Source organism: Bradyrhizobium ivorense (genome assembly GCF_900696085.1).
Classification (GTDB): Bacteria; Pseudomonadota; Alphaproteobacteria; order Rhizobiales; family Xanthobacteraceae; genus Bradyrhizobium; species Bradyrhizobium ivorense.
Map to the genome: position 1 here is coordinate 1 of NZ_CAADFC020000010.1, position 24,199 is coordinate 24,199.

At 57.7% G+C, this 24,199-nt stretch carries 19 protein-coding genes; 2 read left to right on the forward strand and 17 right to left on the reverse strand.

Annotated features, from left to right (window positions below; all coding sequences use genetic code 11):
• The 17 genes from tnpB to CI41S_RS14725 all read right to left on the reverse strand — a co-directional run.
• The coding region (gene tnpB / locus CI41S_RS14645; protein WP_139859945.1) for an IS66 family insertion sequence element accessory protein TnpB at positions 1–178 on the reverse strand (178 nt) is incomplete at its 3' end.
• Positions 175–576: an IS66-like element accessory protein TnpA gene (gene tnpA / locus CI41S_RS14650; protein ID WP_139859349.1), complete on the reverse strand. Its 402-nt coding sequence runs from the start codon at positions 574–576 to the stop codon at positions 175–177. The genes tnpA and tnpB, both read right to left, overlap by 4 nt.
• A 172-nt stretch (positions 577–748) precedes the next feature.
• Positions 749–1,789, reverse strand: coding sequence for an alpha/beta hydrolase family protein (locus tag CI41S_RS14655; RefSeq protein WP_139859947.1), 1,041 nt, complete (start codon positions 1,787–1,789; stop codon positions 749–751).
• Between the two features lie 492 nt (positions 1,790–2,281).
• Positions 2,282–2,995 carry an aspartate/glutamate racemase family protein gene (locus CI41S_RS14660; protein WP_139859949.1) on the reverse strand — a complete coding sequence of 238 codons (714 nt, stop codon included), beginning with the start codon at positions 2,993–2,995 and terminating at the stop codon, positions 2,282–2,284.
• A gap of 359 nt (positions 2,996–3,354) precedes the next feature.
• Positions 3,355–4,530 (reverse strand): M24 family metallopeptidase, encoded by a 1,176-nt coding sequence (locus tag CI41S_RS14665; protein ID WP_139859952.1) that lies wholly within the window; start codon positions 4,528–4,530, stop codon positions 3,355–3,357.
• Between the two features lie 418 nt (positions 4,531–4,948).
• Complete coding sequence (locus CI41S_RS43475) at positions 4,949–5,563, reverse strand: aspartate/glutamate racemase family protein (RefSeq protein ID WP_347339247.1); 615 nt, start codon at positions 5,561–5,563, stop codon at positions 4,949–4,951.
• A gap of 474 nt (positions 5,564–6,037) precedes the next feature.
• On the reverse strand, positions 6,038–7,738 hold the full coding sequence (locus CI41S_RS14675) for a dihydroxy-acid dehydratase (RefSeq protein WP_139859954.1): 1,701 nt from the start codon (positions 7,736–7,738) through the stop codon (positions 6,038–6,040).
• A gap of 304 nt (positions 7,739–8,042) precedes the next feature.
• Positions 8,043–9,002 carry a D-2-hydroxyacid dehydrogenase gene (locus CI41S_RS14680; RefSeq protein ID WP_139859956.1) on the reverse strand — a complete coding sequence of 320 codons (960 nt, stop codon included), beginning with the start codon at positions 9,000–9,002 and terminating at the stop codon, positions 8,043–8,045.
• An 87-nt stretch (positions 9,003–9,089) separates the two neighbouring features.
• Positions 9,090–10,178 carry an ABC transporter ATP-binding protein gene (locus CI41S_RS14685; protein WP_244626516.1) on the reverse strand — a complete coding sequence of 363 codons (1,089 nt, stop codon included), beginning with the start codon at positions 10,176–10,178 and terminating at the stop codon, positions 9,090–9,092.
• 47 nt (positions 10,179–10,225) lie between these two features.
• A complete protein-coding gene (locus CI41S_RS14690; protein ID WP_172628046.1) occupies positions 10,226–11,989 on the reverse strand; it encodes an ABC transporter permease subunit in 1,764 nt (587 codons plus the stop codon).
• Positions 11,974–13,113: an ABC transporter substrate-binding protein gene (locus CI41S_RS14695; protein WP_172628047.1), complete on the reverse strand. Its 1,140-nt coding sequence runs from the start codon at positions 13,111–13,113 to the stop codon at positions 11,974–11,976. The genes CI41S_RS14690 and CI41S_RS14695 overlap by 16 nt, the downstream gene beginning before the upstream one ends.
• A 131-nt stretch (positions 13,114–13,244) precedes the next feature.
• Positions 13,245–14,111: a TauD/TfdA dioxygenase family protein gene (locus CI41S_RS14700; protein ID WP_139859963.1), complete on the reverse strand. Its 867-nt coding sequence runs from the start codon at positions 14,109–14,111 to the stop codon at positions 13,245–13,247.
• Between the two features lie 684 nt (positions 14,112–14,795).
• Positions 14,796–16,196 (reverse strand): aminotransferase, encoded by a 1,401-nt coding sequence (locus CI41S_RS14705; protein ID WP_139859964.1) that lies wholly within the window; start codon positions 16,194–16,196, stop codon positions 14,796–14,798.
• A gap of 13 nt (positions 16,197–16,209) precedes the next feature.
• Positions 16,210–17,718, reverse strand: a complete 1,509-nt coding sequence (locus CI41S_RS14710) for an NAD-dependent succinate-semialdehyde dehydrogenase (RefSeq protein WP_139859966.1) — start codon at positions 17,716–17,718, stop codon at positions 16,210–16,212.
• 580 nt (positions 17,719–18,298) lie between these two features.
• Positions 18,299–18,904, reverse strand: a complete 606-nt coding sequence (locus CI41S_RS14715) for a flavin reductase family protein (protein ID WP_210242653.1) — start codon at positions 18,902–18,904, stop codon at positions 18,299–18,301.
• A complete protein-coding gene (locus CI41S_RS14720; protein WP_139859968.1) occupies positions 18,901–20,205 on the reverse strand; it encodes an LLM class flavin-dependent oxidoreductase in 1,305 nt (434 codons plus the stop codon). Before CI41S_RS14720 ends, CI41S_RS14715 begins: the two co-directional genes overlap by 4 nt.
• A 53-nt stretch (positions 20,206–20,258) precedes the next feature.
• Positions 20,259–21,476, reverse strand: coding sequence for a DUF2817 domain-containing protein (locus CI41S_RS14725; RefSeq protein ID WP_172628048.1), 1,218 nt, complete (start codon positions 21,474–21,476; stop codon positions 20,259–20,261).
• Between the two features lie 403 nt (positions 21,477–21,879).
• Between CI41S_RS14725 and CI41S_RS14730 the strand changes: the two genes are divergently transcribed.
• A complete protein-coding gene (locus tag CI41S_RS14730) occupies positions 21,880–22,356 on the forward strand; it encodes an Lrp/AsnC family transcriptional regulator (protein WP_139859972.1) in 477 nt (158 codons plus the stop codon).
• Positions 22,357–22,642: 286 nt separating this feature from the next.
• Positions 22,643–24,112 carry an aspartate ammonia-lyase gene (locus CI41S_RS14735; RefSeq protein WP_139859975.1) on the forward strand — a complete coding sequence of 490 codons (1,470 nt, stop codon included), beginning with the start codon at positions 22,643–22,645 and terminating at the stop codon, positions 24,110–24,112.
• Positions 24,113–24,199 lie beyond the last annotated feature (87 nt).

Genomic DNA, 24,199 nt, shown 5'->3' on the forward strand with positions numbered 1-24,199 from the left:
CGTGCCAGATCACCTTCACAAGATCGCTGCGGCGACCGCGGAAGACGAACAGGTGACCGTTGAGCGGGTCTTTGTGCAGCACCTCCTGTACCTGGAGTGCCAACGACGGAAAGCCTCTGCGCATATCGGTGTAGCCTGTTGCGAGCCACACTCGCGCGCCTGTCGGAACCGGGATCATCGGCGCACCAGGGCGTCGAGAACGCGACGCAGCGCGTCTCCATCAACGTCGCCATCGACCCGGATGCGGTGTCCGCTACCAAGGTCGATCTCGATGATGCCCTGGCCCTTCCGTCGACGCGCCGACGCCGTCGTCGATCGTACTTCGGTCACATCCCGCGCCGGCACAGACGGCCCAATCTCGACCGGCACGAACGGCGCCACGCTCGTCTCACCGTGCTCGCAAAGCTCTTTACGCCACCGGAACAGCTGGCTCACATGAAGGCCGGCCATGCGAGCCACCTCGGAAACAGTGGCTCCTGGCTCGAGTGATGCTGCAACTAGCCGTTCCTTCTCATCTCGCGACCACCGCCGCCGCCGCTCTACCGATGTGATCACCTCTGCCCGCGATATCGTCATAGCGCTTCTCCTAGGACTACCCCTAGGACCTGCAGCGCTCGCCTCCGTCAAACAAGGCGGCCGTCAGCGGAGGCGTACGATCGGCCAGAGGGCGGCACTGCTTGCAATTGTCGTCGAAAAGTTGTTTGGTCCTTGGAAGGCGTGCTCGCGGCTATCTTCCGCACCACCTAAATCATGTGACGAAGTTGCGCGTGAGCTTGTGCTCCAGCCAAGCGAAAATACTGTCGTCGGAACTCACGAAGTTTTCAATTTCACCCGAGGGCGTCCGCATAATCCGAGCCATCGTCAACTCCAGATCGATACGTGCTGCCAAGCACTCAGCTTGCAGCTCGATCGCCTCCGACACGCTGACTGTGCCGCATCCGCCGACGACGACGAGCACCGGGCATCTTAACCGTCGCACAAAGTGCGAACGGCGCGCTAGGACGTTCGCCTCGTTCACTGTATTTGCATTGCTTGTTAACCAGCGGATATTTGCTAGCGTTCGCGCCCGCTTCCAAAGCCCCCCATCGCAAACCGCCGCCGCGATGCGCTCATCAGAGGCAGCAAAATCAGTAGCCAGGACAGCCGACAGTCCTTCCCCGTAGACGCCGATCCGCCTGCTATCAACCTCGGGCCGAAGCGACAGGTAGTCCAGGCAAGACGACAAGAATACTTGCGTCTGGTAGTGAGTTGATATGTCCTCGTGGCCGAGAACAAGGACCGAAACGCCTCGACCCATCACCACTGGCAAGAGCCTTCCGAGCATGGTCGAGGCCGATTCTCCCTCCCTGCTCATGCAAATAACTGTTGGACCGGATGAATTGGGACTACCACTGCGCAAGAAGTAGGCCGCGACGTAAGGTTGATCACAGCAAGCTATTTCAACGCGCTCAACCTTCTGATCGGAAGATGATGCGAACCTCTGAAGGACGGCGGCGATCTTGGCCGAAACGTCTTCAGCTTGTGTACCGTCTTGATCCAGCAACCTGCGGGCGACTTCAAGGGCGGTAAGCGCGCAAAGCCAAGCTTCGGCAGCCTCGTCCGCGACGCAATCTCTGATCTTCAGGTCGCCAAGACGATACTGGGAATCGCCGATATCTGTCCATCTTGCGACCCAGTCCTGCCGAGCCGCGGTCGCGTAGATGTCATCGAGATTGTCTAAGAACACTGCAGCGCGTTGCCGTGCGGACGCAAGTTGCCCCATCAAAAACGGCAAAGCAGTGATTTCCATCAATTCCCCCGTTGGTTTAGATCCCGAACTCTTTGCTGAGAGCCGGCCACATAATTAAATCCTCGAACGAAGACATCCTTATCAGCGAGCGTAGCGGATAGTTTTTTTTGCCAACAATAGTGGGGGTTAGGGTCAAAATGCCCTATTTTGGGCGCACGCAATTCTTAAATCCTGCGCCGAAGTATCGCAATGCGCAGCTTTTCACCCATTCGCGCGTGAGCCTGCGCGAGCGAGGCAAGCGCAAGATAATTCAGCCCGTGAACCGCGCGAGCCAGCCCGGATAAATATTGCGACAAGGTGTGCGAGCGAAATTCCGTGGCAGAGCGGAGAACACCTAGGTCCAGGTCTCGGCTGCCTTCGAGATCTGCTCGGCGAGGATTGACAAATTGCGACCTGGAGACCGCGCGGCAGCCTCCCTGCTATCCGGAGGCGCGCAGCCTGTTTGCCAAGGCGCTCACCTTGTCCGATATGACGGTTGCATTGTGCTGCCGGCTAACCTAGCCCGTCCATTAACAGTTTTGCATTGCTCACGGCATCATAGACCGGCAGCCCCGTCCGCTTACGTACCTCCTGAGCCACTACTGGAAATCCAGCGCATTCAAACAGAAGTACCTCGATGTCATCATGCCGCTTGCGTAATAGCGTGATGGCCGTCAACACATCTTCCGCCAGCTGGGAACCGACGTTGTCACTCTTGGTTGCTTTTGACAGGACGCGGTCATTCTCGGGCTCTGCCATAACGACTTGCCAAGTCTTGGATTTCTCAATGCCAGCAATCGCTATGCGATCATGCGATTGGACACCGGCGGATCTTAGAACATCGGTCGTCAGCGGCCTAGAATCGAAGGACAGGATTCCAATACGTCCCTTTGTCGTCGCGGCGAGGTACGGCAAGAGTAACAACGAAGACATCGAAACGCGCACTGATAGAGCACGCGTCATCGCTTCTTGATATTTGATCGTGAACCCGCAATTACTTGTTATCGCGACCGCGCCATCGCGCACGAGTTCTTTTGCCGCTGCTATGAACGCGGCCGCCATTTTGTCGTCCTCACCGCCAAACACAACATTACTGACCCAGGCGCCCGAAACGCGCCGGCAAATTGTTGGAAATGGAAAGGTCGAGGGATGGAACAGCGTTCCGGGCCGTGTCTGGGCGGAATCCTGCAACATCAATATGCCGAGCGCGCCGCTGTTCTTAATCATATCAGGATCTACCTTGATGGTGCATGCTTGGGAGACTACTCGAAAGACCAATCAGAAATTGAAAGGATGTATCAATAGCTCGCAGAAATTCTGCACAAAATTGCAATATTTGAAGGTTTCAGTTTCTGTCGAAGACGTCCTGCAAGTTCACGGTCATGCGAGTTCGCATCCTTTCTGAGCCCATGTAATACGCCCGTGCACTACGGTCGCACACGCGCCAACGGTTCTTGTGGTGCTGCAAGCTTTCCGCCTTCAGATCTCCAAAGCCCGCAATCCGCAACGCTCTCAGGAGACTCGAGCGTCGAAAACGTCACGATCGGAACGGCGTCCTAGATAGGACGTCCAATTCAAGCACCGGATTATTTGACGAACAGCTTGCGCGGCGTCGACGTCAGGGGCTCGTGCCCACGGTCGGTTACCGCGAACGATTGGGTGATCGTGATCCCCACATTGTCGAGCCACAAGCCGGGCATCATGTGGAACACCATGCCAGGCTGGAGGACCGTTTCATCTCCCTTGCGCAGGCTGGCAGTGCGCTCACCTACCGCGGGTGGAAACCCTACTCCGATCGAATAACCAAGCCTTGCCTCTTTCTCGAAGCCATGGCGGGCGAGTGCCTGCCGGAAGAAACCTTCGACGTCCGAACATGTCCGCCCCGGCCGAACGCTCTCTAGCCCAGCATTCAAAGCTTCGACTACGATTTCCGAGAGCTTCTGGTAGCTCGCGGACGGCTTACCGACAGAAATCGACCGGCTCAGATTGACTTGGTATCGATGCCGGTTTCCAAAGAGTTCGAGATTGATCGCCGTTGAAGCTGGCAGGGGCTCGTCGGTCCAGGCCGCATGTGGCGCGATCGCGCGCTCGCCAATGCAGAGATAGGGCGGTGAGCAGGTATAAGCTCCTCCGAATTCTGGTGTACCCGACATCATCTGGTGGTAGACCGCGGCCGCGATATCGCATTCACGCACGCCAGGCTCTATCGTATCGATAGCCCGCTGCATCATTGCATCGGCGATCCGGCCAGCTTGGCGCATAATAGAGATTTCCGCCGAGCTTTTCACAATTCGAATCCAGTTCACAAGGATATCGGCGTCAACAAATTCAGCGAGCGGCAATGCTCGAACAAGGTCGGCATGTGCACGCGCAGAATAGTAATAACTTCCCATCTCCACGCCGATTCTCGCCTTTTCACCGCCCAGTTCTATTGCGACCTCGGCCATAAAGTCACACGGCGATAAGCTCGATTGTACGTAGCGATCGGGATAGGCCCTGATGTTGTCGTCGGCCAAATAAGTCGTCATTACGGCCGAGATACGATCCATGAACCGCCCGATCCAAATTGGTTCATCGTGATTGAGCGCCACGATCACCGCCTGTGGCGTATAAAATGAGTATGCGTTATACCCGGTCAGGTAGTTTTGATTTGCTGGCTCCGAGAGGAGCAGGATGTCGATCCCGCGCTTAGCCATCTCTTTCTTTACGGCCGAGACACGTGCGGCGAACTCGGTTCGATCGAAATGCAATTCCTTTTTCATGTAGTTATATCTCCAGGTTTATTCGTTCCAGTTCGCTGGCGCGTACTTTGCGGCGAGGCACCGCCACCTACCGATCCGTGGTGTAGACTGAAAAGACGGTTCTCTTCATGGCGCCGGAAATTGAACCGGCAGAGCGCTCCAGCCAGGTAACTCGTGATCTTCGCGGTCCAAGTGCTCTCAAAGATCGATCTCTGCACGTGACAACGAATGGCCGAGCACGCCTTTGTAGATCGCGGGCGCGACAGATGAGGATCCGGCAACGCTTTTAGGTCTGGCAAAAGCGCCATTTTCTCGCAGTTGTTTAGTGACGCCCCTTACCCGCGAGTGAAGTGCGGTCCGGCCGGCTTGCCGCGAAGACCTTGAGTCGGACCAACCAGCCTCCTAACGATCTGACCACAGGCGACCGCCAGCAACGACTTCAGCCTATGGACGCCATCGTCATCCGGCAGAGACTTGCGATGTCAAAGACGGGCAGCTTCGCGATCCGCCGAATCGCGGGCGCGACCACGGGGAATGCCGCGCATTCAAATAGGATGACAGCGATGTCCGGGTGCGAGGCATGAAGCCGCGCGATGCAGGCGGCTACATCTGTCTCGATAGCAGCCACGTCAGTCGGCGGGGCAGGACGTTTCAGCTCGTCATGCCAGAATTTACCACCTTCGATGCCACCGATCACGACTTTTGCCCGGTCATCCGGATCATCGATCGCAAGCAGATCCTCGCCACAATGATTCGAGTCATAGGTTAGAACAGCGATCTTGCCTCGGGGCGAGAGCTGGCGGAGCAATGATGGCAACAAGAGCAGACTGGACATTACCACGGGCACATTCACCGAAGCAGCCACCGCCTGCTGATGGCGGATAGAGAAGCCGCAGGTTGAGCTGATCGCGACAGCGCCTCGTTCAACTAGCCGCCGAGCAGCCGCGATGAAGGCTGGCTCAAGCGCCGGATCACCGCGAACGACGTTTTCCACCCACGCTCCGGCGACCGTTTCCGAGATGGTCGGAAAGTCGAAAGTGGCCGAGCTCAGCATCGAGCCGGGCACCGGCGTCGGTGGCTTGGCGCCGGACGGGAGCCCGCGTTCAAGGTGAAGGATTCCAAGAGAGCGTGGAGCTTGTGATGTCATGGACAAAGCATATCCTCGCTTTGGGCCGAATTCCGCCGATATGGATACTGATACTGCCGAAATTCTGCGACTAACAGGAAGATGGCGAAGCCGTCTTCGACTGTCGATCGCCTTCGCGCGGCTTGTAAGCACGTAATGGATGCAGTCATTCTACGAGGGGCGTGACGCACGATCCACTCGTTGGCGCTTGTCGGCCCCACACCCATTCGAGCTCGTCGGCCCTCGAGTTCGATTGGCCACCAGCCCCCCCCGATGATGCTTCGTGCTCTTAGGCCGCAGGTCGAGCAGCCCGCCTCCTTTTAGCAGCACGAGAATTGTGCCACGATCTTATACTGATTGCCACGGTAAAGCGGCCTGACTGTGGATCAGTGAGGACGAAGGCTAGCTCGCATTTCCATCGGCCAGAAAGTCGAAATCGCAGCCATTTGGCGCTTGGAGCACTGAGCGCCGATAGAGCGACTTGTACCCGCGCACGGGCACTGGTGGCGGCCGGTGTTCGGTCAACCGCCGCTTGATCTCGAAATCTTCAACCAGCAAATTGATGCTCTTGTTGGTAATGGAGAGCCGGATGCGATCGCCATTGCGAACAGCTGCAAGTGGCCCTCCGATCGCCGCCTCGGGCGCGATGTGCAAAACGATCGATCCAAAAGCTGTCCCGGACATCCGCGCATCCGAGATGCGCACCATGTCCTTTACGCCTGCCTGGGCAAGTCTCTTTGGGATAGGCAAATAGCCAGCTTCCGGCATGCCAGCAGCGTACGGGCCGGCGTTCTGCAGGACCAGGATGTCATCCGGCCTGACATCGAGGTCCGGATCATCGATCCGCTTACTCAGGTCCTCAAGCCCGGTGAACACAACCGCTCTCCCTTCGGACTCGAACAATGAAGGCGTTGCCGCCGCTCGCTTAAAGATTGCGCCCTCGGGCGCTAGGTTCCCGTTTAGGGCGACTAGCCCGCCGACGTTCGAGATTGGATTATCGAAGGAGCGGATAATAGCCCGGTCGATCCACTCATTGGGCTCGGCGAGACGCTCGCCGAGACGGCGTCCCTCGACATCGATAGTATCCAGATAAAGAAGAGGGCGCAGTTCGCGCAGCAATGCTCCGACACCGCCAGCGGCGTGGAAGTCCTCCATGTAGCCCTCGCCGACTGGTTTCAGGTCGACAAGAACTGGAGTCTCATCTGAAAGTTCGTTGAAACGTGACAACGGGATCTTGATGCCCAAGCGGCCGGCGATGGCAGCAAGGTGCACGACGGCGTTGGTAGACCCGCCTACGGCCAGAAGAACGCGGAGCGCGTTTTCGACTGACTCGCGCGTGATGACGTCTCGAGGTGTGAGCTTGCTCGCGATGAGGCCGGCCGCCGCCTTGCCACTCTCTTCAGCGGCAACCAGGCGATCGGCATGAACGGCGGGAATAGCGGCGGTCCCCGGCAGCGTCATGCCAAGCGTTTCCGCGATGCAAGCCATGGTTGACGCCGTTCCCATAACAGCGCACGTACCGGCTGTCACAGCTAAACGTCCTTCCACAGCCTTGATCTCATCCAAGTCGACGGCGCCGGCTCGGTATTTCCCCCAGAAGGCGCGACAGTCGGTGCAGGCACCGAGTCTCTGCCCTTTGTGCCGCCCCGTTAACATCGGTCCGGTGACGAGTTGGACTGCCGGTAGGTTTGCCGAAGCTGCCCCCATCAACTGCGCCGGAACCGTCTTGTCACACCCCCCGATTAGGACGACTGCATCCATGGGCTGGGCACTGATCATTTCTTCTGTGTCCATGGCCATGAGGTTTCGATACATCATGCTCGTCGGATTGAGAAAGACCTCGCCGAGCGAGACTGTCGGGAATGGTCGAGGCAACGCGCCCGAAGCGAGCACGCCACGCGAGACTGCCTCTACTAGCTCTGGCATACAGCGATGACAGTTGTTGAAGCCGGAGGGAGTCATCGCGATGCCGACGATCGGCTTCTCGAGCATCTTTGACGAGATGCCCATCGACCGGGCGAAAGAGCGCCTGAGGAAGCGTGCAAAATCGAAATCGCCGTAATTTGTTAGGCCATGGTTCAGCCCGATCGGCTCGTCAGCCATCGTAGCGGCTCCCTAGTTTGCAAGAAGCAGTGCTAGCCGAGATCGAGTGGGTACGTCACTTCTTCAAGGCCAGTCGCTCACGGTGAGACACGGATCTGTCCAGTTTCTCTAGACGACTTGGGCGACGGAAGAGGCTATTGTACGGCCAAACTGGCCGGCGCCAGCCTCGGTACCCTGGAAGCTCTTAAACCTTGGCCCCTCGGAGTGCAGCAGCACGGTCGATCTGTTTATGAATCAAACGCGTAGGGGAATGGGAGAGTCGAACAGTCGGCCCTTCCAAGGGAGATTCACTGCGAAGGCATCATCAATAGCCACGCCTCAGATCGACAACGTTTTTCAGCGGCTGGCCATTGAGGAATCGTTCGATGTTATCTCCTACGACGGTGAATGCTCGCTCTGTATAGTTGCTCGGACTTCCCGCGACGTGAGGCGTTACAATTACGTTTGGAAGGTCCCACAGCGGGCTTTCCTTCGACAGTGGTTCTCGTTCAAACACGTCGAGCATCGCGCCCGCGATGGCGCTGCCCTGGAGAGCTTTGATCAGCTCGGCCTCCACAATGGCATTCCCACGCGCGATGTTGATCAGAAAGGCGTCGGGTCGCATGCACGCGATCTCGGTTGCACCGATTAGGCCCACCGTCTGCGCAGTTGCAGGTACGGCCAGCACCACGAAATCGCAAAGCGGGAGCAGGTCCCGAAGAGCGTCCGACGCAAAGAGCCTGTCGACCCCCTCGACGGGAGTGGATGCGTCACGCTTCGAGCCGAAGACCGTCATCCGCGCGCTCTTGGCCCGCCGGGCAATAGTTGTCCCGATAGAGCCGAGGCCAACGACGCCGAGCGTCTTTTCGGCCAACGGGGCCACGTAACTCGGTTTCCACTCGCGCTCAGCCTGCTCGCGCAGGAGCTTTCGGAAATTCCAGTGTAACATCGTGACACCGGCCATGACGTAATCCGCGATGATATCGCCGTGGATACCGCGCGCGTTCGTCACTGTGATGTGCTCCGCTTTATCGCGGATGGAGAAGATCGAGTCGACACCGGCGCCAGTGCACTGAAACCAACGCAGCTTCTTCGCCTTATCAAACACCTCAACAGGGAAGCGGAATGCAAGTAGCGCGTCTGCCTCGCCAATGTGCTGCTCAAGCCGAGCAGGATCCGGCGCTACAATCGCGCGAACGTGCGGGAAGCGTTCTCCTATGAGGCGAGCATAAGATTCCGCGGCAGGGTGGTTGAGGAGAATCGTAAGCGCAGGGCTCTTGGTCATGTTTAATCTCTATTGCTTTGCGTTTAGCGGCGCTGCGCATTTCAAACGGCGGCAGGCCTTAACAGTATTTGTTGGCAGGCTGCCAACCTATTCAGTCAGAATGGTTGCATCGTTGGTAGCCCAAGAGGCGGTACAGTTGTCGCCGACGCCTAGCATTGCGCCAGCCGATATGTTCAACACCTTGGAAGTGAGCTGCAAGCCTGAGTTGCTCCGGAATTCGACGATCGTCGCGTCCCCGACGAATGTCATGCCAGTGACGTGCCCTTGAATACCAGGGGCCGCCGCCTCGCCTGTGCCGAGATGCAAATGTTCCGGTCGCACGCAAAGCGTTGCATCCATGTCCCCATCAGACCATGCCGGTGCAGCCAACGTCTCGTCTGCAGGACCGTGAGCGACGCCGGACCTAAGCTTTGCGGGTATCAGGTTGACCTCACCCACGAAGCTTGCCACGAACAAGTCTGCAGGCCTGCGATAGATGTCCTGCGGTGCGGAGACCTGCCGAATCCGCCCCTCGTGCATCACTGCCACCCGATCGGACATGGCAAGCGCTTCTTCCTGATCGTGCGTGACGTAGATCATCGTCTTGCCGACGTCTCGGTGCAGCGTCTTAATCTCGTTCCGGAGATGCTGGCGCAGCTTCTTGTCTAGCGCGCCCAGTGGCTCGTCGAGGAGAAGAACGGGTGGATCGAACACCAATGCGCGGGCTATTGCGACTCTCTGCTGCTGACCACCGGACAGTTGGTGCGGGCGACGTGCAGCAAAAGCACCTAAGTGTACCTGATCGAGCACTCGATTGACGCGAGCTTCGAGCTGTGCCTTCGGGACACGCCTCATTCGAAGAGGATACGCCACGTTCTCCGCGACTGTCATATGTGGGAATAGAGCATAGTTCTGGAAGATCACGCCGAGTTCGCGACGGTGCGGCGGTAGGCGCGTGATGTCCTTGTCGTCCAGAAGCACCCGGCCGCTGTCCGGCATCTCGAAACCAGCGATCATCATGAGCGTCGTGGTTTTCCCCGATCCGCTAGGACCGAGCAAGGAGATGAATTCTCCTGGCGAGACGGAAAGACTGACGTCGTCGACCGCCATCGCTGCACCATAGCGCTTTTGCAGGCTATGCAGCGCTATGCCGCCGGTTTTCACGTCAGTGCTGCTCGGCATGGCCCTCATCAACATTTTAGCTCCCTAGAGTGATGACGTTTGATTCGTACACAACCTACTCCTTAGCTTTGCGCCTTTCGGCGACCGAGCAGCGTATTGACGAAAATCACGATCGTCGCGAATACCATCTGCAGCGTGGCTACGGCTGCAATGGTGGGATTTATGTCTTGCGTGATCCCTTCCCACATGCGCATCGGCAGAGTGGCTATTCTTCCGATCCCGAGAAACAGCACGTAGACGACGTCGTCGAACGAGATAAGGAATGCCAAGAACGCGGCGACGATGAGTGCCGGCATAACGAGTGGGGCGATGATCGTGCGGAACGTGGCTAGGGGCCCAGCGCCAAGGCTGCGCGCCGCACGCTCGTATGTTGGATTGAGGTCACGTAGATTGGCAACCACGATCACGACGACGTAAGGGATGGCATGCACAGCATGACCAAGTGCCAAGCCAAACTCTGTACCCTGCAGCCCCACCTGGACCAGCACGAAGTAGGTCGCAACCGCCACCACGACCGTTGGCATGATAATGGGCGAGAGCACGAGCGCGATCATCGCTCCACGGCCGCGGATACGGCCACGCGACAAGCCGAAGGCGAGCATGGCGCCAAGCATGGTTGCCATGGTGGTGGCCATTAATGCAATACGGATGCTAGTGACGGTTGCCCGCAACCACAAAGGGTCGGAAAAATAGCGTTCGTAGTTTTGCAACGAGTAGCCCGGTACGGGGAAAACAAAATAGGACGAAGCGCTGAACGACAGGTACGCAACGATCACTACCGGCAGAAGGAGAAGTACAGCCAAGAAGCTGGCGAAGATTGGGATACCCCGACCTCCCATGGAAGGGAGCCACCGATCGAGCGCGTTCGCGGCGGAGCCGATCCGCATTAGCCACTGCGTACCCATTTGACGCCGGGCGGTTTTATCCAAGCCGATTTTATCGTCGGAGAACCCCAATAATTGTTCAATGGGGAAGAACCGAGAGCCTAACCACAGCACGGCCATGACAGCCACCAACAGGACAGTGGACAAGGCGGCGCCAAAGTTCCAATTGAGCTGACCCACGACTTGCGCGCTGATCTCCATGGTGATGGTGACGTCCGACACGCCACCGAGCAATGCCGGAGTAATGTAGAAGCCGAGGCAGTTGATGAAGACGAGCAAAATACCTGCGATAAGGCCAGGCAAGCTGAGCGGCAGAAAAACGGTGAGGAAGGCTGCGAGCGGGCTCGCTCCGTTAGCTCGCGCGGCACGCAGCAGTCTCTGGTCGATGCTGGACATCACCGTGAGCATCGGCAGGATCATCAGCGGCATGACCACGTGAGTCATGCCGGCGATCACGCCGATTCGGTTGTAGAGCAGCGCAACCGGTTGGGACACCCAGCCGAGCTGGAGCAGGATTTCGTTGATAACGCCATTCCGTCCGAGAAGGACTACCCATGCAAAGGTCCGCGCCAGAACGCTCGTAAAGAAGGGCAGCACGACTGCGATTAGTAAAAACGTGCGCAGCTTTGTTCCACCCGTCGTAAGCGCGTAGGCGATTGGGTAGGATAGGACGAACGTAAGCGCAGTCACCACGCAGCTAATCTGTAACGTGGTGCGCAGTACACCGATATAGGCAGGATTTTGCGCGATGCGCACGAAATGCGCGATCGTCCAGTCAGGGGCCCCAAAGGACAGCAACAAGAGCCAGCCGAGCGGGACAACGAAGAGCACCGCGAGGAAGATACTTCCAGGCAGCATGAGCCAGGCCCATGGAGTGGGCCGGGCCGGTTGCAAGGCCCGAGTGGTTTTTTGAATTTCGGTAGAGCTTATCGTGTACGCCATGCCAGCCAACGTTCCTGCAGATAATCCACATTTGTCTTTCCGTCCGGCCGTTTGGCTGCGAGCCATCCGGTGTCCTCGATGACACACTTCCCGATATTCTCGGGATTGATGTTGAGCAGCGGGATCAACTCGGCCGGAAGATAGTCGAGCTGGTTTGTGTTCGGTCCAGGATAGCCCGTGCCCTGTGTCCACCCAGCTGCAATCCGCGCCCGGTTCAAGAAGGCGAAAAGCTTCTGCGCATTCGCCGTGTTCGGGCCACCTTTCAGGATGGTCGCGTAGTTGTATCTCAAGTACCCCCCGTTCCATACGAGCTTGATCGGCGCGCCTTGGCGGATAGCGGCCAACGCGCGGCCGTCATAGACGTTGCTCATCGCGTATTCCCGGTTGATCAAGAGCTGGATCGGCTCTCCGCCAGCGGCCCACCACTTCGTAATGTGCGGCTTAAGTCCGCTGAGCTTGTCGAACGCTTGACCAATTTTGTCATCGGTGAGCGGCCAGATATCTTTCGTTGCAACTCCGGCGGCGAGGAGTGCGGAAACGATGTTGCGGGTCGCCTCGGAAGCGAAAAGCCCGCGCGGCCCCGGGAACTTCTTGACGTCCCAAAAATCCGCCCAACTTTGCGGACCGCGCTCCGGATAGGCGCGCTGGTCATAAGCGAGCACCATGCCGACCCCGTATATGGCGACGGCGTCTTTTAGACGAGTCCGGGCGGGCGTGCCCGCGAGCGACTCCTCGTCCCAAAGGCTGTAGTCAATCGGCACGAACATTCCGGCCTCGTGCATTTCCGGATAGTTCTGCGCCACGACATAGGCGATGTCCCAATCGATCCGCCCGGCCTGGTGCATCGCCTTGACTTGAGGCTCGGCGAGGTCGGCCACGACATCCACCACCTTGATTCCCGTGGCCTTCGTGAACGGCTCGTACACCTGTCGCCGGACACCCTCAGTGAAAGAGCCGCCGTAGCTATAAACCACGACTTCACCGCTGCCAGTGAGTTTTTCCTGCGCAAAGGCCTCGGTCGCCCGAGCAAGTGCAGGAATCGTCATGCTCGCCGCCGCGCCTTGTAGCAGGGCCCTGCGGTTCCAGCCGAATTGTCGAGGCTTGATATCGACTGAATCAGTCATGGCAATCCCTCCTGAGTTCTCAGCCAGCGGTCGTGAGAGTAAGTCGGCCCTTGGCTGATATTTTCCGCCTTGAGCTCGCGACTTGCACGCCCTCATCCTGACACAGACGAGAGCGCTCCTGGATACCATCGTTAGGCTGCCGCTACCGGGCGCTGTCCTTGGGCGGTCGTGCGGTGCATCAGGCGAACCGACCGCGGATCGAACTGGTCCCGGCGATGAAGAAGACAGCGGTTGTCCCAGATTATCATATCACCCGGCCTCCACTCCTGATGCCAGACGTGGTCGGGACTAGTCGCGCACTGCCACAATTGGTCTAGCAGCTCACTCGCCTCGTCCTGCCTCATGCCGACGATCACCTGCCTCTCTCGGCCGGCACCGAGATAGAGGCAAGGCTTCCCAGAAGCTGGGTGTCGCATGACGATCGGGTGATCGACACCCGACCAAGCGGCAAAATCCTTGGACGCAGGCATTTCCTTACCCCGGCGTGGAGCACCGGAAATGTCGAGCACGTCCTGGTGGTGAATATACAGCCCACGCAAGCGCGCCTTCATCGAGTCAGGAAGTGCGGCATATGCGCTGTACATGTTCGCCCAATACGTGTTCCCGCCAGCTGGAGGCACCTCCAATGCACGGAGGAGGGCCGCCGAGGGCGGCTGCTTGATCCACCAGTGATCGGTGTGCCACTGTACCTCTCCATCACCGAGATCGCCTGCAGGCGTTCCGTCCGGATTCTTCTTGTTCGCAATTACAAATATTTCCGGCGAGTCCTCGCGTTTACCGTGCTGCACATTTGTCGTAAGAAAGATGGGGCCCAGTGCCTTCGTAATCGCAATCTGCTCGGCATCGCCGATCGGGACATTGCGAAACCGCAGTACCGGGTATTTTGTCCACGCATTCCGCAGGTCGATAGCGACCTGCTCGTCCATGTTATGGACGGGGAAATCCGTGATTTCCGCAACGAAGCCCGCAACAATTTCTTTAACCACCAAGCGCGTCATCCCTGATCTCCTCGTTAATTGCATCGAGCGCCTGGAGAGCTGCGCTCGTTTTCGCGACCGTAGCCCCCCGTCAAAACCGATTAAGTGCAATGTTTCGCGCGATTCTGCCGAAATTCGGCGCCCATGACGCAGTGTCCGCTTGCTTTCGGCATGCTGGTCCTACGCTACCGATATTACCAGGGCTGCGAGCATTCGTCTCGCCGACAAGCCCCCTTACGGAAACGTTGCATCAAGCGTACAACCGATGGAGGAGCGTCAATGAAAGCAGCGGCTTATCGTCGGGAGATAGCCTGCTCTGCTGTCGTTGGCACTCGCCGTTCGATGCCAGCAGCTTGATACGAGGAAAGATCAGAGCACAAGGTCTCGGGGCCACCTCAATGTCAGATCACGTCAGAGGCCTGACGCGCTCCAATGTCTCAAGGCAACCGCGCGAGCAGACAATCACGTTGCGCGGGCTTTTGATATGGACATCCCGATCGACCCGTTGGTCGCTTGATATGACCAGCCAGCTTTCCGCCGCAGCGCGTGAAGAAGTATAGCGACCCGCCAGAGATTCACTTTCCGAAATAGCAAGACGTTCGACGCAATGACAATAGTTGAATTTGTTACGGATCCTCTACCCCGCGGTTCTGCCGCGGGACTCTCGATGAGAGCGAGGTCCCGCCGGCATTCTAAAGGCGAAGATTAAACCGTGGTGGATTCCTTTGCTAGTTCGTCCATCACCTGCTTCGTCGCTCGATACGCAAGGTCCACGATCTCATCAATTTCAGCCTCGGACACGACTAGCGGCGGCGCGAAACCTAGAATGTCCCCATGTGGCATTGCTCGAGCGATAAGTCCCCGATCCCGGGCGGCCTTTGAGATGCGGGCGCCAACCTTGAGTTGCGGGTCAAATCGCTGTTTGGTGTGGCGGTCTGCGACGAACTCGACGGCGCCCAGCAATCCGACGCCGCGCACCTCGCCAACAATTTCTAGCTGTGCAAACCGCTCCTTTAGCCGCTTCTGGAAATGCGAGCCCACGATCCTGGCGCGATCGCTCAGTTGCTCCTTCTCAACAATATCGAGGACCGCGTTTGCTGCCGCGGCCGCGATCGGATGTCCAGAATAGGTATAGCCATGCGAGAAGGCCCCGACGCGCTCGGCAGCCCCCTCCATAACAGCATAAACCTTCTCACCTACGATAGCTCCCGAAAGAGGCACGTAGCCAGATGTCAGGCCCTTAGCAACTGTCACCAGGTCCGGCTCGATCTCGTAGAGGGTGCTGCCGAAATCAGCGCCGGTTCGGCCGAAGCCGCAAACGACCTCATCCGCGATCAGAAGAACGTCGTAGCGCCTGAGCACAGCTTGGACTTCGTGCCAGTAGCCCGCCGGCGGAGGTGTGATACCCCCGGTACCGAGTACCGGCTCCGCGATGAAGGCACCAACCGTTTCCGGCCCCTCTCGCAAGATGAGCTGTTCAAGCTCAGCCGCTCGCCGTCGAGAGAACGCCTCTTCCGTCTCGCCTGGCTCAGCGCCCCAGTAGTGGTGCGGCGTGCCGGTGTGCAAAATGCCCGGAAAGGGAAGATCCATATGATCATGGTAGAATGACATACCGGTCATCGATCCCGAAATCACCGAGCAGCCATGGTAACCGCGCTCACGCGAGATGATCTTTTTCTTCTTAGGCTGTCCACGCAGGTTGTTGTAATACCAAACGAGCTTCGCCTGCGTCTCGTTCGCGTCTGATCCGGACAACCCATAGAAGACCTTGCTCGGCTTTCCGGGTCCCATTCGCACAAGACGATCGGACAAGATAGCGAGCTCTTCAGTAGTATGGGCCGCATACGAATGGTAATATGCAAGCTTGTAAGCCTGCCGTGCGATGGCCTCGGCTACCTCCGTTCGACCGTAGCCGATGTTGACACAGTAGAGGCCGGCAAAGCCGTCGATGTAGCTATGCCCCTGCGCGTCTTCGATACGGATGCCCTTGCCTCCCGTGACGATCGTTGGATCGCCGATCTTGCCACTGGCGTATTCCTTAAGCTGGGTGAACGGGTGCAGGACACTCGAGCGATCCAGGTTAGCTATAGTTTTGATATGGTTCATTCTAATCTTCTCCCTAAGCCGCCAGATCGCCGAAGCAGACGTATTTCAGCTCCATGTATTCCGACAAGCCGTGCCGCGATCCTTCGCGGCCGAGCCCAGATTGCTTCCATCCGCCGAACGGGATCGGCGGCCCAGTGAATGATGGCGTATTGATGCCAAGCATCCCGCACTCAATTCGCTCAGATAGCCGGAGCGCTCGGCGAAGATCGTCCGTGTAGACGTACCCAGCGAGGCCCATCTCATTCGCATTGGCTCGAGCAACCACCTCTTCTTCAGAGGCGAATGGCAGCACGGCCGCCACCGGTCCGAACGTTTCCTCGTGCACAATGAGCATATCGTCAGTGACATCGCTTAGCAGCGTTGGAAGAACAAAGTTCGGCCCTAGCCGCTCACTTACTCTTGCGGAGCTGGTACGCGCGCCTTTTGCCACCGCATCATCGATCTGCATCCTGCACTTGTTGGCGACAGACAATTTCGTCATCGGGCCGATATTCGTCGTAGGTTCGAGGCCATGGCCGACGGTGAGGCGAGCAATGGCGGCAGCAAAGGCCGCAACGAAAGCATCATAGATCCCGCTTTGGACATAGATGCGGTTAGCTGCCAAGCAATCTTGCCCCGATGTAGCGAACTTCGCGGCCATCGCTCCCTTGACGGCCTTATCCAGGTCGACGTCGTCGAAGACGATGAAGGGGGCATGCCCACCGAGCTCGAGTGAGACCTTCTTTACCGTGTCGGCCGCCCCCCTCAACAGCAGGCGTCCCACCTCGGTTGACCCCGTGAACGAAAGAGCTCGCACCCTGGGATCGTGCAACAGGGGCTCCGAAAGTTCGATCGGATTGCCGACGAGCACCTGGAATACACCTCGGGGGACGCCAGCCCTCGCGGCCAACCTGGCCACCGCAAGCGCAGAGAGCGGGGTCTCGGGAGCAGGCTTCACGATCATCGGGCAACCAGCCGCCAAAGCAGCACCCGCCTTCCGCGTAATCATGGCGACCGGGAAATTCCAAGGCGTGATCGCCGCCGTGACACCGATCGGGTACATTCGCACCTGGAGCAGGCCTCCAAGCTTGTGGCTCGGGATTGTCTCGCCGTATGCGCGCTCCCCCTCTGCAGCAAACCACTCGAGAAATCCCGCACCATAGGCAACCTCGTGGCGCGACTCCTCGAGGGGCTTGCCCTGCTCACTCGTAAGCAAGATGGCAAGCTCTTCCGAGTTGTCGTACATCAAGGACGCCCACGACCTAAGGATTGCGCCGCGCCTAGTTGGTAACAATCCGCGCCAGGCAGCGGCCGCATGTTCGGCTGCCGCGATCGCAACATTCATGTCAGCGGCAGTGCAACGAGCGACGCTCGCTAGCTCATCTCCCGTGGCCGGGTCGATGACGACGTCTCTTTGCTCGCCGGCAACCCAGCAGCCGTCGACCAAGGCAGCTCCTGTGATAAAATCACGATCTCGGAGACTTCCCAGGTGCTTTGCTGCGAGTCCCACCGGATGTGCAGGTCGAAAGGTATGAAAACTCATTTGAAAGTTCCAGCAGTCGCTTGCTTTAACGCCCCTCGGCTTTCATCCTACTGGGATCGCAAACATTATTCGCGTCGCGTTTCCCTATGGGGCGTATGTTTTCCTGCGATACAGGGCCATTCGATGCCGACTTCCACACGGACAGCCTCTTTGCGCAGTCGATGCGGATCTTCGTCGCCGCCCGCCGCACTAACCGAGCCAATTTCGCGCGCCGACGAGCAAGCTGATCGTGAAAAGGCGCCCATTTAGGGCCGAGCGCCACAGCATTACCCACATGCGCACCAGCTCCAATTTTGTTGCGGAGGCGCCCGCGCCAACAGGTGGGCTGCAGCAAGGCGTTCGACATGGGAAGTAACGAGCGCATTTGCGCGCGCCGCTGAGCAGTTGTCCGATGCAGGCTCGGCAACGCCAGGAGACGACAAGGATTCCCAATGCCGGCATCGATCAAGGTTATGTGCCAAGACGCGAGAGACCCTTGCGGGGCTGTTGCGGGCGTTCACGTTAGACTGCGAACGGCACGGCTGACCTGTGAGGCTAAACCTTGCTGGATACCGAACGCAGGGCTACCCTCGAGCCCTCGCTAGGTGTGAGCTTGGAGCTGGTGATATTGGCCTCTGAAGTAGATCAGCGGCCTCCTATGCTCGTCCGAGTCAATTGGGCTCGCCTCGTTGACTTTCCCTACTACCAAGAGGTGGTCTCCGAGTTCATGCTCTGAATGCAGCGAGCAATCCAGCCACATCAACGTGTTTGCCAGTATCGCTCCGCAGCTTTGAGATGGTGCCCAGTCAACATGCTTCCACTTTTCTCCGCCTGATTTTGCAAAGACATCGGAAACAGCCCGCTGTTCCTCGGAAAGCACATTTACAACGAAGCGCCGAGATTCGCGGATCGCCGGCCAGCTTTTCGAGGTCTTCATCACGCAAAAAGATACCAACGGGGGTGTCAAAGAGACGCTGTAGAAGGACTGGCAGGTGAACCCCGATGGGACGTTGTCGACCATCCCTGTGATTACGGTGATGCCCGAAGCAAAGCGACCGAGCACGTAGCGCAGCGACTGGGGATCAATCGACGAAGTGGAGGACTCTTGCATAGTGATTGTACCTTGCTCAGTTACTCTCGTGAGAAGCTGGCCGGGAACACGCGCTTCAAGTTTCTGAAATTTCTGCTGACCAATATCGATAATCACGATGCGTTAAGGTTTTCTCGCAATGTGCGTCCGGCATATTCAGGTCGGAACAACCCCCGATCCTGGAGAATGGGTATCACTTGATCAATAAACTCGAAGAGACCGCCAGGTAGGTGCGATGGCGACACGTTGAAGCCATCACACGCGCCGACACTAAACCAATCTGCAAGATCTGCCGCCACCTCTTCAGGTGTACCCGCCACAATTCGTTGTTGGCCTATCGCCATCTCTTGGCACAGACGCCGCACCGTCCACCTATGTGCAACGGCCTTCTCAGCGATCGGCCTTGCCGAGCTTGTCGTGCAGGAATCAATGAAAGAAACTGGCAAAACATCGTCGAGATCGAATTTCGTGATATCCTTAAACTGGACGATCAACCTCCCCATCTCCTTGACGGGATCAGCTATCGAGCGCAGCAGTTCGAACTTTTCATCCACTTCCTTCCTTGTTGTGGCCACGATCGGCTGAATGCCTGGAATGACCTTCACCGAATGTTCGCTGCGCCCGTGTCGAGCTGCTGCTTGACGAACCAGCTTCCGTTGCTTGATCGACGCATCCTTATCCAGCGGTACTGTATAGACCGCGTCTGCGAATTTTCCAGCGAGCTCGATTCCCGCGCCCGATTCTCCAGCTTGAAATATCGCAGGGCTACCTTGAGGCGAATGGCTTGCCGTAAGTGGCCCCACCACCTCAAAGTATTTTCCGCGATGGTTCAGCGCTCGGACTTTGCCTGGGTCGAAAAAGATGCCCGACTTCTTGTCATAGACGAATGCATCGCGATCCCAGCTGCCCCACAGGCCTTTCACCACGGTGACGAATTCATCCGCTCGTTCGTACCGTTCGTTGTGCGAGAGTGGTTCCGCTAAACCAAAATTTGCGCCTTCGGTCTGCCGATAGGAAGGAACAACGTTCCACGCCGAACGACCTCCGCTAATGTGGTCCAGCGATGCAAATTGGCGGGCAACGTGGAATGGCTGTTGGTAGCTCGTTGAGCACGTTGCGACCAGCCCGATTCTTTTGGTCGAAACTGCGACAGCTGCCAAAGCAGTGAGCGGTTCAAGCGTGACGTTGTCATGGCCACGGCCGAGAGCGCCTTTTGGGCTATCACTCATGGAGGTGGCAGCCAGATTGTCTGCCAAGAATACAAAATCCAGCTTTGCGGCTTCGGCTTTTTGCGCCAACTCGATGTAGAACGATATGGACTCCTGGACGGCGGGGTCGACCTCGGGATGCCGCCAGGCGGACGCGTTGTAGCCAAGCCCTCGAATAGAGGCACCGATATTCATCATTCGTTTGGACATTGAAGCCTCCCTTCTAGGCTAATTGTCAATTAGTCCGCGGCTGTCCGCGGAGCTTACAGCGCAGGTTCGCCATTTTTACGAGGAGTCCCCTCCAGCGCGAATTCGCCTTCCGCGACTTGCGCCAGCCCCGAGAGGGCCTGACGCAAGACCTGCCGCCCACGAAACAGCACCGCCTCCTTCCAGGAGGGATCGTCTGGACAGAAGTGAGCACGCATGCAGCCGCGAACTTCGCGACCGAGCGCCCCACTTCGATCCCCGCCGCCGTGAACGTGCAACCATTGATCAGCAAGCAACACCCGTTGGGCCGCCTCCGTGTTGAATGTTCCATATTCTAAGCAGAGGTAGAGGTATCGACCATCGCCGAGCAGCCTCTCCCAGAAGAGCTGCAGGGAGCCATGGATGGGGATCGAGGTCGATGTCCCCAGGTCCGCAGACGTGACGCTGGGTCCAAACATTTGATCCGCGATAAGCTGGGACGCACTCGCCGCGACATGCTCGCTCTGCAGCTCACCATATCCATACGGGCCCAGTCCAGTATGCACATCCACCACTGCGACGAATTTGCGGCTGGCCAGCTTGTATTCTTGAGCGATCGATTCCAGCGTGCGACCCGACCAAGAACGATGAAATCCGCCAAAGAACATTCCACCAGGGTCGGTGTACTGGCCGGCCTTGCGCGCGATCTGAAAAGCGCGCTCGCCATGCGCTTGCTTGAACTTGCCGATAGCTTCGCGAGAAGCCTCAAATGAAGGCCCCTCCAGCGACGGCGGCACGAAATGGGCGCGCAACTCGTCGTAGCCGGGATTCGCCGGCGCGCCGGCTGCGAAATCAATGAAGTTCCGGTTGAGGTCACACCCCTCTTGGGTCACCCGCCGATCCCAAGCGAAGCCGTGAGGATTCAGCCCATGAACAAAGACCAAGGCCACGTTTTCGGGGAGCCTACTTGCCTCAAGCAACGCAAGCCAATCGAGCTGGATGCCCGATCCGCAGAAGCCTTCCGGGCCATGCGTGCCGGAAATGATCACCAGCACGCACGCGGCCTGCGGATCGCCGATCCAGCCAACATCGACCGATAACTCTTCGTCATCCGGACCAACAAGACCCGGCAGCACGAAGCTTCGCGCCTGCGGTAGGCGGGCAAGAACGTTCTGCCTTGCCTGCTTGTAGCTACCAGAGAACGAGGGCGAGACAGAGACCAGCAATTCGCCGCGCCTCAACCGCTCGCCCAGATAGGGCCGATTTCCGCCGTCACCAGCCGCTTGCTCACTCAATTTCGAGCTCCTTCTCCACAATCTCACCGCCGCACGGATTTCCGAGCTGGTCGCCAACTTGTCTACGTTGCAACCCGGAAGCCCCTCGCGCTCCCACCCGGTTGCTATCGACGAGCATGCAGAGCCAGCCTCAAACAATGAGCCGGCAACACTCGATACGCACGGCCATCACCTCGATGCCAGACTAACGCTGTCGCTCCTCGCGAATAGGCTGGTTATCATCAATCTGTGCCCGCTCTTTTGGTACCAAACAATCTTTGAGACAGCGCCGCGTGTTTTGTTGAATTTCCGTATGCATTCAGGATACTAATCTTCGCGACAGATTTGCATCGCATTTCACCGCAGTCGGGGGGCTTTCCGCACCGGAACGGTGTTTTGCGAGGAGATTCACCGGAGCCGGGTTATGCAGTACGACCGAACAGACGCGCGTATCCTCGAAATCGTACAGAAGAATAATCGCCTTACTTCCGAGGTGATTGGCGAAATGGCCGGCCTTTCTGCCACGGCCTGTCAGCGACGACTGAAGAGGCTCCGATCGGAGGGTATCATCGAAGCCGATGTCTCGATCGTTTCAGCGAAGGCCGTAGGAAGACCAATTCAAATGCTCGTACTCGTGAGTCTCGAGCGCGAACGCGCAGACATAATCGATAGGTTCAAGAGGGCAATCAAATCCTCGGCCGAAGTCGTCAACGGGTTCTATGTCACCGGGGACGCTGACTTCGTTCTGTATATTACGGCGCGAACGATGGAAGACTACGAGCAGTTCACCCGCCGCTTCTTCTACGAGAACCGTGACATCAAGGGGTTTAAGACAATGGTCGTGATGGACCGCGTAAAAGCGAGCTTTGCGGTTCCCGTCGAGATTCCGACCGAGGATTGACAGAAGCTCCGCGTGGTGCCTCAAACCACGTAATCGCGCTCTCACGCTTTTTTTCATCACTTATTTCGTTAGAACGCGAGAAACCCATGCCGTTGGTCCTCTATTCTCCGATCTGCACCAGAGCGGAGGAGAGTGTCCTTGCCGATTGGACATCGCGCGAACTCATCGGCAACCAACACATGGTCCGTCAAGCGGCCTATCGGGCGGCAGCATCGACAACGATGCGGTAGATGGCTCAATCCGAAGCATTGTGTGTCGCAACCACCGCGCGGCCAGAGAAACAAGAATGGATAAGACACGCATCGAGGTTGACAGTATGGGAGAAGTTGAAGTCCCAAGCAGCGCCTATTATGGCGCTCAGACAGTGCGAGCGATCAGAAATTTCTCGATCTCGGGACTTCCGATCAGTCAGCTTTCGCAACTTATCAACGCGCTGGCTTTGGTTAAAAAGGCAGCTGTCCTAGCGAATGCCAAGCTAGGCGACATTTCAGATAGCAAGGCAAGAGTGATTGCAGCGGCCTGTGATGACATTGCTGCTGGCAAATTAAGCGCCGAGTTTCCAATCGATGTTTTCCAAGGTGGCGCTGGAACGTCGACCAACATGAACATGAACGAGGTGATTGCAAATCGAGCGCTCGAGCATTTGGGATTGCCTCGCGGCCGCTACGACGTTCTGCACCCGAACGATGACGTAAACCTCTCCCAGTCGACAAATGACGTCTATCCGACTGCCATCCGGCTTGCCATTCTGTTGGCTCACCGGTCCCTGGACCAAGAACTCCGCCTGATTGCGGATGAGTTCGATCGAAAAGGGACGGAGTTCGCAAGCGTTGTGAAGTTGGGCCGCACACAATTGCAGGACGCAGTTCCAATGACTCTCGGTCAGGAGTTTAGCGCCTTCGGAACGACAATAAGGGAGGACGTGGCTCGCCTCGAGGAGCTGGTATCGCTCTTTAAAGAGGTGAATCTCGGTGGCACCGCGATCGGCACTGGGATCAACACGAAGTCGGGCTATGCGGACATCGTTGTGGCGGAGCTCTCTCGACTGACACAGCTTCCGTTGATCGTAGCGAACAATTTGATCGAGGCATGCTGGGACACGGGCGCGTTTGTCCTGTTCTCCGGGATGTTGAAGAGAACGGCGACGAAGCTCTCCAAGATCTCGAACGACCTGAGACTGCTCTCGAGTGGTCCCAGAGGTGGCCTAGCTGAAATCAATTTGCCGGCCCTCCAGCCAGGTTCTTCCATAATGCCGGGAAAAGTTAACCCGGTTATTCCAGAAGTAGTAAACCAAGTCGCCTTCCAGGTCATCGGTGCGGACCTCACCGTGACGATGGCTGCCGAGGCAGGCCAGTTGCAACTCAACGTGATGGAGCCAGTGATCGCCTTTAGCATTCTGCACTCCATGGCTCTTCTGGCTAATGCAGCGCGAGTTTTTCGCGAAAAGTGCATTATCGGAATAACGGCCAATGTCGAACGGTGTCGCGAGCATCTTGAAGCAAGCACAGCGCTTGTGACAGCATTGACCCCTCTTATCGGGTACGAGCGCGCCTCCGAAGTTGCGAAAGCAACGCTAAAGAGTGGCGAGAGGATCTGGAAAGTTCTCCAAACAGAGCTTCATCTGCCATCAGAGGTGATCGAGCAGTTGAGGGACCCCACCACGCTGACCAAGCCCTGGAAGGCCCAGGAGCTCCGTGTGTCAACGGGCGTAAGTGGAGATCAGCTGAACGACAGCGCCTCTGCCCAGGCAACCTGAATCTCAGCCGTGTTACTGGTGACGCATGCGGCAGCAGATTCGGAACCGGGAGCTACGTTTGTTGCGAGCGTGCCATACTTTATCGCG

Bases quoted from the DNA above. Each gene is read 5' to 3' on its own strand.
- tnpA (WP_139859349.1), bottom strand. From the start codon at position 576: ATGACGATATCGCGGGCAGAGGTGATCACATCGGTAGAGCGGCGGCGG.
- CI41S_RS14655 (WP_139859947.1), bottom strand. From the start codon at position 1,789: ATGGAAATCACTGCTTTGCCGTTTTTGATGGGGCAACTTGCGTCCGCA.
- CI41S_RS14660 (WP_139859949.1), bottom strand. From the start codon at position 2,995: ATGATTAAGAACAGCGGCGCGCTCGGCATATTGATGTTGCAGGATTCC.
- CI41S_RS14665 (WP_139859952.1), bottom strand. From the start codon at position 4,530: ATGAAAAAGGAATTGCATTTCGATCGAACCGAGTTCGCCGCACGTGTC.
- CI41S_RS43475 (WP_347339247.1), bottom strand. From the start codon at position 5,563: ATGCTGAGCTCGGCCACTTTCGACTTTCCGACCATCTCGGAAACGGTC.
- CI41S_RS14675 (WP_139859954.1), bottom strand. From the start codon at position 7,738: ATGGCTGACGAGCCGATCGGGCTGAACCATGGCCTAACAAATTACGGC.
- CI41S_RS14680 (WP_139859956.1), bottom strand. From the start codon at position 9,002: ATGACCAAGAGCCCTGCGCTTACGATTCTCCTCAACCACCCTGCCGCG.
- CI41S_RS14685 (WP_244626516.1), bottom strand. From the start codon at position 10,178: ATGTTGATGAGGGCCATGCCGAGCAGCACTGACGTGAAAACCGGCGGC.
- CI41S_RS14690 (WP_172628046.1), bottom strand. From the start codon at position 11,989: ATGGCGTACACGATAAGCTCTACCGAAATTCAAAAAACCACTCGGGCC.
- CI41S_RS14695 (WP_172628047.1), bottom strand. From the start codon at position 13,113: ATGACTGATTCAGTCGATATCAAGCCTCGACAATTCGGCTGGAACCGC.
- CI41S_RS14700 (WP_139859963.1), bottom strand. From the start codon at position 14,111: ATGACGCGCTTGGTGGTTAAAGAAATTGTTGCGGGCTTCGTTGCGGAA.
- CI41S_RS14705 (WP_139859964.1), bottom strand. From the start codon at position 16,196: ATGAACCATATCAAAACTATAGCTAACCTGGATCGCTCGAGTGTCCTG.
- CI41S_RS14710 (WP_139859966.1), bottom strand. From the start codon at position 17,718: ATGAGTTTTCATACCTTTCGACCTGCACATCCGGTGGGACTCGCAGCA.
- CI41S_RS14720 (WP_139859968.1), bottom strand. From the start codon at position 20,205: ATGTCCAAACGAATGATGAATATCGGTGCCTCTATTCGAGGGCTTGGC.
- CI41S_RS14730 (WP_139859972.1), top strand. From the start codon at position 21,880: ATGCAGTACGACCGAACAGACGCGCGTATCCTCGAAATCGTACAGAAG.
- CI41S_RS14735 (WP_139859975.1), top strand. From the start codon at position 22,643: ATGGATAAGACACGCATCGAGGTTGACAGTATGGGAGAAGTTGAAGTC.